We start from the raw sequence: 13282 nt of genomic DNA, 5'->3' as shown, positions 1-13282 counted from the left end.
TCTATACGGAACAAGTCCAACCAAACGGGAAACTTGGTTGGGCTTGCTATAATGCCATATTATTCTATGATTTCCCAGAAGCCACCATTATCTGGTCCAACACGGCGAAGGTACTTATTACGCATATATTCGATATTACACATAATAGAAGTCGCACTAAAACCAACAGCAGAAGCAAGTTCCATCTTGGTTATATAGGAATTTTCTGTCATTAGCTGCAAAATGGTAATACGATTTTGCGTTAATTTATCACCATTTTCTAATGCTTTAGCCACTGCTTTTTCTACTATCATCTCTCGCTTATCAGTAACCTTAGTTTGTTTATCAGTAACCCTATCAGATACCTTTGCCTGCTCATCAGTAACCTTTTTATGTACCTTCGAGAGGGTATCAGCTACCTTATCTGTATTCTCTTTCACAGACATTTCTTGTTCTGACATAACTTTTGGAACTATGATTTTCAAAATAAAATCATCAAGGTGGAAGGATATATTTTATCAATAGTATCATTGGGACTTACAGTTGCATTTTCTACATTTACAGTTGCATTTACAGTTGCATTTTTATTGATAGCTGGTTGGACAAAGAACCTTATAACCTCTTGACTGTTTGTGAGTATTTCCCCCTTTTATTGTCAAACTCATATCTTTCTCTCTTATTACATACCATTGAAAACATGTAATAGCTTAATTCTTCTTATATGCACCATTATGAGCAGGATGTGCCGTTTGAAGTGCCACGGGGGTGGGTGTGGACAACATTGGAAAATTGTACGATAAATCGTGATAATGAACGAATACCTATTGCATCTGCAATTAGAAATAAACAACAAAACAAAAAATACGACTATTATGGTGCTGCTGGAATTATAGATAAAGTTGATAACTATATCTTTAATGAGCGATTGCTATTAGTCGGCGAAGATGGAGCTAATTTATTATCTCGTGCAAAGAATAATGCATTCTTTGCAGAAGGAAAATTTTGGGTTAATAACCATGCTCATATTTTAGATTCTTATCCTAAGAAAGTATTAGATTTTGTAGCTATTGTAATAAATTCTATGAATTTAGAAATGTACATTACAGGATCCGCACAACCCAAATTATCTCAGGATAATCTCAATCGAATCCCCATTCCTCTTCCTCCTTTTGCAGAACAACAACGTATAGTAGCAGAGATAGAGCGTTGGTTCGCTTTGATAGATACAATCGAGAAAAGTAAAGAGGGCTTAGAAACTGCTATTAAGCAAGCAAAAAACAAAATCCTCGACCTCGCTATTCATGGCAAACTCGTACCACAAGACCCGAATGATGAGCCAGCATCAGAACTACTCAAGCGTATCAATCCGAAGGCACAGATACCTTGTGATAACGAGCATTATGCGCAGTTGCCGAGAGGATGGAGTGTTTGTTTACTTGAAAATATTATAGAATATGAGCAGCCAACAGACTATATTGTTAGTTCTACGAACTATGATGATAGTTACCTAACTCCAGTCCTAACAGCTGGTAAATCATTTATAATAGGTTACACCGATGAAGAAGAAGGTCTATATTCTAAATTACCTTGTATTATCTTCGATGATTTTACAACTGCCTCAAAATTAGTAACTTTTCCTTTTAAGGTTAAATCTTCTGCAATGAAGATTTTGCAGGTAAACCAAAACATATCAATCAAATATGTTGCTGCATTTATGAGCATCACACAACTAATTGGTGATACTCATAAACGTTATTGGATTTCAGAATACTCTAAACTACCAATTCCTATCCCTCCGAAGGAAGAACAGAAGCGTATTGTTACAGCAATCGATAATTTATTTAATGTGTTAGATGCAATCATGGAGAACTTATAAATTCTCCTTGATTGCATCAAGTATATTGAATGTCGATTTAATCGCTTCTACTATTCTTATCTGCTCATTATATGGTGGCAAAGGGACGGCAATAGCCTTGAATAACTTTTTATTCAAGTGAGGTATTGCAGACCCCACTTTATTCTCTCTTAATGCCTTTCGATGTAGGTTTATTACATTGAGAATATATTTCTCATTGACATTTTGGTCTATATCTAACTGCTTAAATGTACTTCCTTGATAACCATCTATCGGGGTTCTAAATACTTCGCCTGAATTCTCACCATCTACTAAAATCATATAGGAATTAGCTGTTACAAACTTACCACTGTTAATGGCTTTTCCTGCTGAAATCCCTCTTAAATACTTTACATCCAAATTTACCAAAGGAGTACTGTCCAGCTTTATTCCATCTTTTAGTTTACAAACATCTTGCATTGATATTACACTCCATCCTTTTGGCAACTGCGCATAATGCTCGTTATACTTTATTATATTGTTACTTTATTCATTATAAATCAATGTAATATGGTAACAACATTTCAGAAACATCTTGCCAAGACCAACTTAGCACCAAACACCATCACATCGTATGTGTGGACAGTAAACTACTTCTTTGAACATTACAAAGAAGTGAACAAAAAGAATCTTTTAGCATACAAAGGATTTCTTGTAGAGAATTTTAAGCCCCAAACGGTCAATCTACGCTTGCAAGCTATTAACAAATTCTTGGAGTACTCAAAGCAAGACAAACTAAAAGTGAAGTTTGTTAAGGTACAGCAAAAGAACTTCTTGGAAAATGTGATAAGTGATGCCGACTACAAGTTCTTGAAGACCAAGCTAAAGGCTGATGGCTTTGATGAGTGGTACTTCACAATATGGTTTATGGCAGCAACGGGTGCACGTGTTAGTGAATTGTTGCAAATTAAAGCAGAGCATGTACAAGTAGGGTATCTCGATCTTTATAGTAAAGGTGGCAAGATAAGGCGTTTATATATTCCTAAGAATTTACGGACAGAAGCAAATAAGTGGATTAAAGAGAGGGGATTAAGTTCGGGGTATATATTCCTCAATCGTTTTGGCAATCGAATCACAACACGTGGTATTGCCCAACAGCTCAAACATTTTGCTGAAAAGTATGGCATCAATCGTGATGTGGTTTATCCACATTCTTTCCGCCACCGCTTTGCAAAGAATTTCCTTGACCGTTTCAACGACCTTGCGCTATTAGCCGACCTTATGGGGCATGAAAGCATAGAGACCACTCGCATCTATCTACGCAGGACAGCGAGTGAGCAACAAAAGATAGTGGATAAAGTGGTGAATTGGTAATCGCTTTGCAGGCATAACCCGACAAGGCTATGCTTGCAAAGTCTGTTCTATACAATCAAGTAATGGAAACAATTCTTCTATTTTCTGAACTATACGCTTTTGTTCTGCGAAGGGAGGTACGGGAAACAATATCTTATGTAACTCTTTAGATGATAAGCCTAAAAGTCCAATGCCTTTACCGCCGATTATGTTATGGGCTTTATATGATTTTAGAACATAATAATAGAAAGGTGTGTATACTCCTTCCTTGCTTCTTAATCTATGAATATGGTTTTGTATGCAAATGTTATAATCATAAGTCCATATTGCAGAACGTCCAACATCTCCGCCTTCGCATACCAACAAATCTCCCTTGGCTACGGTGCATTTATCAAGTTCATTTTCTTTAAATGGCATTTGTTTAACTACAGAGAAGTCAAATCTATTCCAATAGACATTAGATGTGGTTAGATAGTCTTTTAGCTTACCTTCTTTATTAGCCGAATTGAGTGCCTTGCCTGTATTGTGTGTAAATAAATCGCCTAACATAGCGATATGCCACATACTTGGATAATGCTCGTTATCACAAGTGATTTGTGCCTTGGGATTGATGCGTTTGAGCAATTCCGACGCGGGTTCATCGCTTGCATCCTGTGGTACGAGTTTGCCATGAATGGCAAGGTCAAGGATTTTGCCCTTGGCTTGTTTGATTGATGTTTCCAAATTTTCCTTGCCCTGTTCAATTGTATCAACAAGAGTAAACCATCGCTCTATTTCAGCAACAATGCGATGCTGCTCGGCAAGAGGAGGTAGTTGAATAATTTGATTTAGAATGATAGAACGGTCAATACCAGGAATCAAACCGTTATCCATTTGTTTTATGGCGCTTATTCTTTCCTCTAAACAATAGAAAAGATATTTGCTTACTAAAGGCTCAATAAATTGAAGTGACATAAGTTGACGTGCGATATGTAAATCCCCAACCGAATTGAACGCTAATTTCCCTATTGTGCCTTTACATGTAATTAATAAATCACCTTTATGTGAAATAGTAATAGGAGCTGTAGTCCACCTGTTAATAATGATGGTATTGTTATCAATGTTAGATGCTCCCGTAATATAAGGTATTCCCTTTTCAAAAGAATTGTATTGAGTCGGCTGTAAATCCCTACCAGAAAGTAAAGTTATTATCTCTGATAAGGCGGTTTTGCACCAGCCATTCGGCACATCCTGCTCATAATGGTGCGTATCGGAAGTTTTCACGGTCTTTCGACTACGCTTTATTTTTCCTTCTGAGATTAAGCGTTCTTTTTCTGCACGGATGCGCTCAAGAAGAACTGATGCTGGCTCATCGTTAGAGTCTTGTGGTACAAGTTTGCCGTGAATGGCAAGGTCTAATATCTTTTGTCTTAATTTCTTCGTGTCCATTATCTACCAAATTAATCATTTGTGTTGTTTTGCTCTTCCAAGAATAGGTTACAATATTCATTGAGCTGCTCTTGCATACGCTCTTGCGGAATAAGAATACGTTTGTATTCTGTTATCAAAGTTGGGCTCATACTACGGCTCATGGCGTATTCTACCACCATTTTATCTGCATCAGGACATAACAGAATACCAATAGAAGGGTTTTCGTTGCTTCGCTTTACATCACGATCAAGGGCTTCGAGATAAAACTCCAACTGTCCGAGATCACGAGGATGAAACTTTGTCTTTTTCAGTTCTACCGCAACAAGTGCTTGTAACCCACGATGGAAAAACAATAAGTCAGCTTTGAAAGTTGATGCACCCACATTGAGATTATACTCTTGATCCATAAAGATAAAATCTTTACCCAACTCAAGGATAAATTGCTTCATGTGCTCTATCAGCCCTTTTTTGAGCTTTGTTTCACTATGTTTTTGAGGTAATCCGAGGAAATCAACAAACAAAGTGTCCTTAAATACAATAGGAGCATTAGGATAAGTCTGTAATAAGCCTTTTGACATATTCTTTTTATCGCCTAACAATGTTGTGTAGGTCTGGTTGGTAATGCTACGCTGAAGCTCTCTTTTTACCAAATGTTCTTTGTGCGCATACAGAATATAGAACAACCGTTCTTCACTACTTTTACAACGACATAATATCTCTATATGATTCGTTAAAGTGGTAAGTGTGAGGAGTTTGGGAAATTGTCCAATTCGTGGCTGGACAACTTGCATAGGAAAGGTGTCAATCCCTGGATAATCTTGTATCAAAGGCTTATCATTAGTTTGTGCAATTTTTGGCTGCACAAATTCTTTAGATAGGTATTGTGATGCCATAGATAAGAAGTTTTCTGAAGAATACTCTTCGTAGAACTGCACCATATTATATATACTTCTTCTACTATATCCTCTCAGCTTTGGTTGTTTGGTACGGATATATTCAGAAAGTTGAGTAACAACTTTGCTACCCCATTCTTCCGATTTCAATTTGTGGGAAACATAACCGCCCACATTCCAAGCCATAAGCAATGTTTCTTCGTTCACCGCCCTTGAAGCACGGCTCTGATGCTGCAAAATGATGTTGATTACCTCATCAAATTGCTGCTCTTGACTTAATACCATATTACTACCCATTCCGTTTACTCTTTAATTCCGTCCATTAACTTCTGCAATTCAGCTACTGCCTTACTGATGTTACTGGCTTGGGTGGTGATGATGGTCATCAATTCTTCAAGCGTGAAATGTTCTTCCTCTCCACCAGCCTTAATCCACGTAATATCAAGACTTGTTTTGTCGTGAGCCATAATGTCCTCTACCGTATATTTGCGCCATCTACCAGCACGAGCAGTATCTTCGTTATAGGTTTCGGCACGAGGATTAGCATTGTAGCAGGCTACAAAATCATCAAGATGATGACGTTGCAACTTATTTGTTGCCAATGTATGCTTCACAGCTGTGCGATAATCATAGAACCAAATATCCTTAGTTGGTTGTCCCTTCGTGAAGAACAACACGTTGGCTTTAACGCCTTGTGCATAGAAAATGCCAGTGGGCAAGCGTAAAATGGTGTGCAAATTGAAGTCGCTCAATAGCTTCTTGCGGATCGTTTCGCCTGCACCACCTTCAAACAGCACATTGTCAGGAAGTACCACTGCAGCACGCCCACCTGTTTTCAGCATCAACATCATGTGTTGCAAGAAATTGAGCTGATTGTTTTTAGTCTCTACATAGAAATCGGGACGATTGATGTCCACCGAACCAGCGGGGCGTGTCCCAAAAGGAGGATTGGCAAGAATTACATCTACCAACGTGTCAGGCTCTTTTTCTAAACTATCTTCGCACGCAATAGGGCTACGGTCTGTCCCAATGCCATGCAAATATAGGTTCATCGAAGCCAAAGTTACAACTAATGGAGTGTTATCAATGCCATGAAGTGTCTTATTATTTAAGAATTCACGTTTGTCCTTATCTTGTGATTGCTGTTTCATACTATCGTATGCAGCCAACAAGAAACCTCCTGTGCCACATGCCGGATCGCAAACGGTTTCGCCAATCTTGGGTTTGATACAATCTACCATTGCCTGGATAAGAGGACGAGGCGTAAAATACTGCCCTGCACCACTTTTCTTATCTTGACCATTCTTCTCCAAGATTCCTTCATAGATAGCACCTTTTACATCGCCATCCATGACAAGCCACTGCTCTTCGTCTATCATCGAAATCACTTTCTTCAGATAAACAGGCTTATCAATCTTATTTTGTGCCTTAGTAAAGATTGTACCTATCAGATTGTCTTGCTCGCTAAGAATTTTCAGTGTCTTCTCATATTGCTCTATCAAGTCTAAACCATCAAGTTCTATCAGATTACGCCAACGATAGCCTTCAGGAATAGAAGATATTTCCTCAAACAATTCCTCATTCTCCGCATCCATTTTGAGAAAGAGAAGATAGGTCAGTTGAGTAACATAGTCGGTGTAGCCAATACCCTGTCCTGATAGTGTGGTCGCTAAATTCCAAACCTTTTTGGTAAGTGTTTGCTCTGTTGATATATTTGTTGCCATTTGTTAAGCTATTTTTCTGTAAATGATAAATTGTGATAATGAAGCCAAAGCTTCGTTTGCTATATTTTTCCCACCAAAGGCACGGATAAGTTGCGCCGCTTGTGTCTTATCATTGTCTTTAATCTCTGTAATTGTACAATAACCATTCGATGCAATATAGCTAAATACTTGTTGCATCACTCCAATCTGCTCTTCTGTAAGAGGTCGTTGATTTTGTCCACACCACAGATTAAAACGTTGGTTGGCAGATGGATACAAGCTTTCGAGCCTTTCTATCTGGTGAAAAGTATAACGCACTAACTGGATAATGTTTGTAAGAGCTTCTTTTTCCTCTTTTGTAGAACTATGTTTTACCATTGGGGGATTGATTATGGCATAAGAGTTCCAAAGTAATGAAGTATTAAACTTACTATTTGCAAATTTCAATTTATTCTCCAAATCTTTTAGTATCGCATAAGTAAGAGGCTCGCCTTGATTATTGTAGATGATGCGCAATGCTTCTATTTCATCCTTATGCTCCTCACAATAGGCTTCAAAAGCAGAAGTAGTTGCCTGCGCTTCTTCCTGTGAGAATCCTTTTGATATAAGCATATCCTCGCCTGGCATCAAAGTTTCAATAAAACCTGCATTGAGAATCAACAGGAATTCTCTTGCTTCCGGGTGATTTGCAATATTACGCACTAAGGCTTTGCGCTCTAAGTTTGGCGCATTGACATCAATATACTCGGGAAGCGAGTCGTTTTCAAATGCTGCAAAGATGTCAGATGCAATATCCATCATGCTTTGATGAGCCAAACCAAGAAATTTTTCACGGTCTGTTTCTTCACATTTATGACTGATACGAGATAAGCGACTTGCTAATAATCTCAAATTGTTATCATTTACATTACCATGCGTTATTTTCTCCAAAAGTTCTTTCAAGGACATTAGTTTGGAGGTTGCACTGTCAGAGGGAGAAGTAATAGACTTTTCATGCTCTGTAACACCTACGGCATCTACTAAAAAGAAACAATCCTTACTGTAAGCATTGGGCGTTACATTTCGTAGTTGCTCGTCTCCTATGGTACGCACACCTCGTCCTTTCATCTGAATATATAACGGTTCTGATGCCACATCACGCATAAACATGACCACTTCAAGGGGTTTAATGTCAGTACCTGTTGCCACCAATGTGCAAGTTACGGCGATGCGGAAATCCTTATCGTTGCGGAACTGTCGTATCAGCTCATTGCTATCACCTGCCGAATAAGTGATTTTTTGTACGAAACGATTATCGTTGTGTCCAAACACTTCTTTTGCTATTTGCACGATATTAGTTGCATGATTTTCATTGAGTGCAAATATAAGTGTTTTGGGCAAATAATCTAAATTAGCTTTTCGCTTCGGGTCGGTAAACATTTCAGTATATACCGCATCACGATAGGTTTCCAATATCAGCTTAATCTGTGCAGGGTTGATAATACTACGATTAAGTTCCTCACGAGTATAATTTTTCGTTTCTTGGTTGTTAATAGTCTGAACTTGCCCCGTATAGCATGTTTCTCTTTTTACTTTATCACCTTCGAGAATAGCACCGCCATTCTCTGTTGCTTGCGTTTTGATACGATAAACACGACAATCAACATTTACGCCATCAACGATAGACTTCTCCAACGTATAGTTTACGATGATATTGCCTTTGAAGAAAGCCTTAGTCCCAGGAACAGGTGTTGCTGTTAATCCTATCAACTTTGCTTTTGAGAAATAATTGAGGACTTTCTGCCAATTACCATAAATGGAACGGTGGCACTCATCGATAATTATCATATCAAAGAAATCTGAAGGAAGATTAGGATTCTCTGGGAGTATCATTTCCTTATCTTCTATTTCTTCATCGTCCTCATCATTATCGGTAATTTCGTCACCCTTTAACAATGAAAAAAGTCGTTGTATAGTGGATATTACCACATTGCTATCCGTTGGTACACTTGAAGACTTCAAGCGATTAACCGTAAAAATAGTATTGAATGGATCGCCATTCTCTGTCAAACGGAATGTACCAAATTCGGTTTCAGCCTGCTTACCCAAATTATTCCTATCCACCAAAAACAAAATGCGCTTCATTGGCGTGAAAGCTAACATACGATAGGCTGCCAAACAAGCAGTATAAGTTTTCCCCGCACCTGTTGCTAAAACCATCAAAGCACGATTTTCACCATTACGAAACGATTGCTCTAATTGAGTGATTGCCTCATATTGGCACGCACGCAATCCTTTGGGGTTCAATGTGGGCAAGCCAACATAATCATCCTCCAAGCCTAATAACTTTTTAACTTCTTTGGGGGTATGAATTTTCTTACAATACTCAAATTCAGAATTACTCTTTCGAGTATCATAAAACATCAGGTCTCTACTATTAGCAACATAGGCAAGGGGTAAAGGTATATTAGGAAACCATGCTTGACACCACTTAGGACAACTACGTGTATATAAGCGAGCTTGTTCTTGCACAATATCAGAATTTATATCTGTTTCAATGCGCTTAGCTTCCAATACCCCTACTGCTTTTCCATTGAGAAACAATAAATAATCGGCTTCCCTATTGCCAACCATCAATCCTTCCCTGATAGCCACAGCCGTCATATTTGGAGCATACTTATCCCTATCAACGACTTTCCAGCCTGCTTCTTCAAACATGCTGTCTATGATAACTCGTGCCTTTTCTTCTGGGTTCATATTTTCTATAGTTCTTATAAGTCTATATTATCAGAAGTTAAAAATATGATTCTTTCATATAAAACAAACGATATGCTATTTAGGTATTTGTCTTCTGTTAAACCTCTCCGTTTGCCATTAGAACAAGTAATAGGAACTGCTTGGGAGGACAAATAGCATTGCAAATGCGACGATGGGGATAGCCAATGCCTTCAGATCTATTTGAATGCTTTTGGGATCAAATGTCTGGCCTTCCTTGCGGGGTGTTACTTCTTGTATTGTCATAAATCAATTATACCATGGCACTACGTAGTGCTTCTATTATCTTCTTCCCTATATTAAAATCATTAATACATTCGTCATAATCAAGGTTTATTCGGTTTGCATGAACATACGAATGCCTACTTTGAATCAAGTTTTGATAACAGGATCTCACGGATGGCTCAACTCGTTCTACTTCTGTAATTTTTTCTTCCCAATTCGCAGCTAAAGCATTATCGATTTTTTTTATTTCCTTTTTTAAGTCAGATATTTCTATTCTACCATTTAACCTAGAAAGGTAATTTTGAACAAAACAGCCAAATAAATTATGCTTACTATGAGCATAATCTATAAGTATCTCTTTTATAGCAAGTTCATATGAAGTTACGGCACTTACCGATATTGCGCCTGTAAACTTAGGTAAAGCTACTTGCGAAATATGAGGTTTTAATGTATTAATCTCATTAATTAACTCATCTGTAGGCAGAAACTTATCGGTGTATGCCATCGCTAAACAAAAAGGATTCTACATAGCTAAATCTCTCTTTAAGGATTTTTTCATCAGTAGTTGCTAATGTTGTTAAATCCGTAAACTTTTGATCTAAAAGAAGATCTTCATATCTCTGAGACAGATTTGTTGGTAAATTATCTATATGCAATAAGATATTGCAAAATACAGAATCAAATAAAGACACATTGAAAGGACCGCGCACATTAAAAGGTTTAACTCGGAGCTCAGAGTTTATGTAGTCAGCAGTCCTTTCAAAAGCACTAGCAAAATGATCAATATTTGAGTAGCCTTTCATCTCCTTCTTGGCTACTTTGTTGAGAAATTCTTTCATAGGCTTTTCATATTTACTTAAATAGTAAGCAAGTCCATAAACCCTTAAAATCAACTCTACATCTGATTGATTTTTAACTAGTTCTTTTTTGTTTATCACTATGCGCCACGATGGATGCCTATTTAGCTCTTTCAACTTGTTTAAGAAGTCGCTCCTAAACACGCAATTTCTAATCTCTTGTGATTTAAGTGGTGTCCCCCCAGTATTAAGTCGTTCAAAAATATGATATACACATGTACTTTCTTCTGCTGGTGAAAGTTGTCTTATATTAATTGCTCTCAGAACAGAAGAAGTTAATTTCCTTTTATCTTTATCATCTAAATCATTATAAGTACAATTATAAAACTTGTTTTGGGGATTTAATCCAGACAATTTAAAAACCTGTCGTTTCCCAGTTTGGGATTCTTTACCAAAGTATCCTTCAAAGAAATAAACAATGCTTAATAGACGTTGTTGACCGTCAATAACCAAATTTTTATTCTCATCGTCAATATAAAGAAAAATAGGGGGAACTGGTAGTCCAATTAAAAATGACTCTATTAGCAGTGACGCTTGCTGAATTTTCCAAACATAACCACGCTGATAGTCAGGAATCATGATATCCCCATTTTTAAACATTTCGACAAGTCCCATCAATGTATAATCAGATGGATAAGATGTAATATCGTATTCTATATTAACAACCTCTTCCGCCTCGTTCTCTGAAAAATTAAAGTCTTCCATTTTTATAAGTTTAAAGATTCCTTGCAAATATAACATTATTTTCTTACATAGTAGTCAATTCTGGCAAACTATTGATAGCCTCTGACTTCAATTTATCCACAGCACGAGTGTATTTCTCGGTATGCTTCAATCCGCTATGCCCTAAAAGACTTGCGACGGTCTTGATATTGGCACCATTATTGAGTATGTTCACGGCAAAGCTATGGCGGGCACAATGCCAACTTATGTGTTTATTGATGCCTGCACGCTTTACCCACCGTTTTACAGATTTGCAACAACTCTCGTATGTGGGTAAGTTAAAAATGGAGGTCTCTAAGTCTTCGGGAGCTTCTCCTATCAATGAAAGCAAACCATCGTTCAAAGGGATAACGACACCACTATTGGCAGAATGTCCTTTGGTTTTATTCTGCTCAAACTTCAATAGGCGATTGGTGTAATCAATGTTCTTATAGGTTAGATCTTTCACATCGCAGAAGCGCAGACCGCAATATAGACATAGAATAAATGCTCGTCTAACATTCGGATTCTCGTTGTCGTAATGGCATTGAATCAGAGATTGGATTTCATCCATTGACAGCACATTCTTGCGCAAGATCTGCTCATCGACCTTGCACACCACACCCTTACATGGGTCTTTCAACATCACTTCATGGTCAATAGCGTAGCGCACCACTTTCTTGAAACGCTGGTAGATACTCTTTGCACCTTCACCAACACTTCGTGATTGCAGATACTCCACAAATCGTTCCATCATTTCCTTTGTTATCAAATCGGGCTTGATACTAAACTCATAGAGCGGATAATGCTCTTTCAGAAAGTCCTTAAAACGATTCAAGGCAATCTTAATCATTCGTAGGTCTTTCTTCGTGTAGCTATCTATGTAAGCCTGATAGTAGTCTAAGAAGTTGATACTTCTATCTTTTTTCAAACGATAGCCAAGCATACTCTCCTTAAACTGCTGTTCACGCTCCGCACGAATTTTGGCAGCCAATTCAAGCGTTTCTTTATTTTGCTGTCGCTCGGCAGGAGTGCGTGGCTTGGCTATTAAATACAACTGCAAGTTTTCTTTTCGTCTGTTGTGTTTGATGTGAACTTTGGGTTTGCCTATCATCTTACCTGTTTCATACAAAACAGGATTACCATTATCGTCCAAAATAGGCGTTTCTTCTCTACCGAGATAATACTCCAAATAGAGACTAACCCGACCATCAGCAAGCATATTTTATTCCAATTTCGGGTTTTCCTTTGCTTTATTCTCTAACTTTGCCATAATTGATAGTTATGTACCTAAATGCGTATCAAACCGAGTAAAATCATTAACTCGTTTATTTTCAAATGTTTTCTTATTTTGCAAAGACACTAAAAAGTTTCGAATATCAAAGCGCACTAAAAGTGTACTATGTAACAATACTATGCGAAAGGTGTACTTTTGTAATTTTTCATCTCTTAGTTTTATATTTAATTAACGACAACTCTTCCCTTTTATTCTGTTTCCTTCCCTTCTTTGGCTTTTTCTCCACCGAATGCTTTATCTTTGCAAATAGATACCCACCTTAAAATATAGCAAAT

The 13282-nt window shown here is 37.6% G+C and carries 10 protein-coding genes and 1 pseudogene; 2 read left to right on the top strand and 9 right to left on the bottom strand.

The window, feature by feature from the left end; all coding sequences use genetic code 11:
- Positions 1-59 precede the first annotated feature (59 nt).
- A pseudogene (locus C7379_RS07845) lies at positions 60-494 on the bottom strand (ATP-dependent DNA helicase RecG); the annotation flags it as partial.
- 206 nt (positions 495-700) lie between these two features.
- Here C7379_RS07845 and C7379_RS07840 point away from each other — a divergent pair.
- The gene (locus C7379_RS07840) at positions 701-1855 is read left to right on the top strand and encodes a restriction endonuclease subunit S (RefSeq protein ID WP_116616804.1); all 1155 of its coding nucleotides are present in this window, start codon (positions 701-703) and stop codon (positions 1853-1855) included.
- Here the strand turns inward: C7379_RS07840 and C7379_RS07835 are convergent.
- Positions 1850-2320, bottom strand: coding sequence for a restriction endonuclease subunit S (locus tag C7379_RS07835; protein ID WP_262500763.1), 471 nt, complete (start codon positions 2318-2320; stop codon positions 1850-1852). The genes C7379_RS07840 and C7379_RS07835 overlap by 6 nt on opposite strands.
- Before the next feature lie 63 nt (positions 2321-2383).
- On the opposite strand from C7379_RS07835, the gene C7379_RS07830 reads away from it, so the two are divergent.
- Complete coding sequence (locus tag C7379_RS07830; protein ID WP_116616803.1) at positions 2384-3187, top strand: tyrosine-type recombinase/integrase; 804 nt, start codon at positions 2384-2386, stop codon at positions 3185-3187.
- A gap of 27 nt (positions 3188-3214) precedes the next feature.
- On the opposite strand, the gene C7379_RS07825 is transcribed toward C7379_RS07830, so the two are convergent.
- The 7 genes from C7379_RS07825 to C7379_RS07795 form a co-directional block, all read right to left on the bottom strand.
- Positions 3215-4594, bottom strand: a complete 1380-nt coding sequence (locus tag C7379_RS07825; protein ID WP_116616802.1) for a restriction endonuclease subunit S — start codon at positions 4592-4594, stop codon at positions 3215-3217.
- Positions 4595-4605: 11 nt separating this feature from the next.
- The gene (locus C7379_RS07820; protein ID WP_116616801.1) at positions 4606-5766 is read right to left on the bottom strand and encodes a PDDEXK nuclease domain-containing protein; all 1161 of its coding nucleotides are present in this window, start codon (positions 5764-5766) and stop codon (positions 4606-4608) included.
- Positions 5767-5771: 5 nt separating this feature from the next.
- On the bottom strand, positions 5772-7193 hold the full coding sequence (locus C7379_RS07815; protein WP_116616800.1) for a type I restriction-modification system subunit M: 1422 nt from the start codon (positions 7191-7193) through the stop codon (positions 5772-5774).
- 3 nt (positions 7194-7196) lie between these two features.
- The gene (locus C7379_RS07810; RefSeq protein WP_116616799.1) at positions 7197-9908 is read right to left on the bottom strand and encodes a type I restriction endonuclease subunit R; all 2712 of its coding nucleotides are present in this window, start codon (positions 9906-9908) and stop codon (positions 7197-7199) included.
- A gap of 271 nt (positions 9909-10179) precedes the next feature.
- Positions 10180-10656 carry a HEPN domain-containing protein gene (locus tag C7379_RS07805; protein WP_116616798.1) on the bottom strand — a complete coding sequence of 159 codons (477 nt, stop codon included), beginning with the start codon at positions 10654-10656 and terminating at the stop codon, positions 10180-10182.
- A complete protein-coding gene (locus tag C7379_RS07800) occupies positions 10640-11713 on the bottom strand; it encodes a DUF262 domain-containing protein (protein ID WP_116616857.1) in 1074 nt (357 codons plus the stop codon). Before C7379_RS07800 ends, C7379_RS07805 begins: the two co-directional genes overlap by 17 nt.
- Positions 11714-11756: 43 nt before the next feature.
- The gene (locus C7379_RS07795) at positions 11757-12932 is read right to left on the bottom strand and encodes a site-specific integrase (protein ID WP_243406754.1); all 1176 of its coding nucleotides are present in this window, start codon (positions 12930-12932) and stop codon (positions 11757-11759) included.
- Positions 12933-13282: the final 350 nt, after the last annotated feature.

The organism is Hallella colorans (assembly GCF_003096815.1).
Lineage (GTDB): Bacteria > Bacteroidota > Bacteroidia > Bacteroidales > Bacteroidaceae > Prevotella > Prevotella colorans.
This window is presented reverse-complemented; position numbering and strand designations above follow the sequence as displayed.

Excerpts from the sequence above, each read along its gene's own strand:
- C7379_RS07830 (WP_116616803.1), top strand. The coding sequence starts at position 2,384 with ATGGTAACAACATTTCAGAAACATCTTGCCAAGACCAACTTAGCACCA.
- C7379_RS07825 (WP_116616802.1), bottom strand. The coding sequence starts at position 4,594 with ATGGACACGAAGAAATTAAGACAAAAGATATTAGACCTTGCCATTCAC.
- C7379_RS07815 (WP_116616800.1), bottom strand. The coding sequence starts at position 7,193 with ATGGCAACAAATATATCAACAGAGCAAACACTTACCAAAAAGGTTTGG.
- C7379_RS07795 (WP_243406754.1), bottom strand. The coding sequence starts at position 12,932 with ATGCTTGCTGATGGTCGGGTTAGTCTCTATTTGGAGTATTATCTCGGT.
- C7379_RS07810 (WP_116616799.1), bottom strand. The coding sequence starts at position 9,908 with ATGAACCCAGAAGAAAAGGCACGAGTTATCATAGACAGCATGTTTGAA.
- C7379_RS07820 (WP_116616801.1), bottom strand. The coding sequence starts at position 5,766 with ATGGGTAGTAATATGGTATTAAGTCAAGAGCAGCAATTTGATGAGGTA.
- C7379_RS07800 (WP_116616857.1), bottom strand. The coding sequence starts at position 11,713 with ATGGAAGACTTTAATTTTTCAGAGAACGAGGCGGAAGAGGTTGTTAAT.
- C7379_RS07840 (WP_116616804.1), top strand. The coding sequence starts at position 701 with ATGCACCATTATGAGCAGGATGTGCCGTTTGAAGTGCCACGGGGGTGG.
- C7379_RS07805 (WP_116616798.1), bottom strand. The coding sequence starts at position 10,656 with ATGGCATACACCGATAAGTTTCTGCCTACAGATGAGTTAATTAATGAG.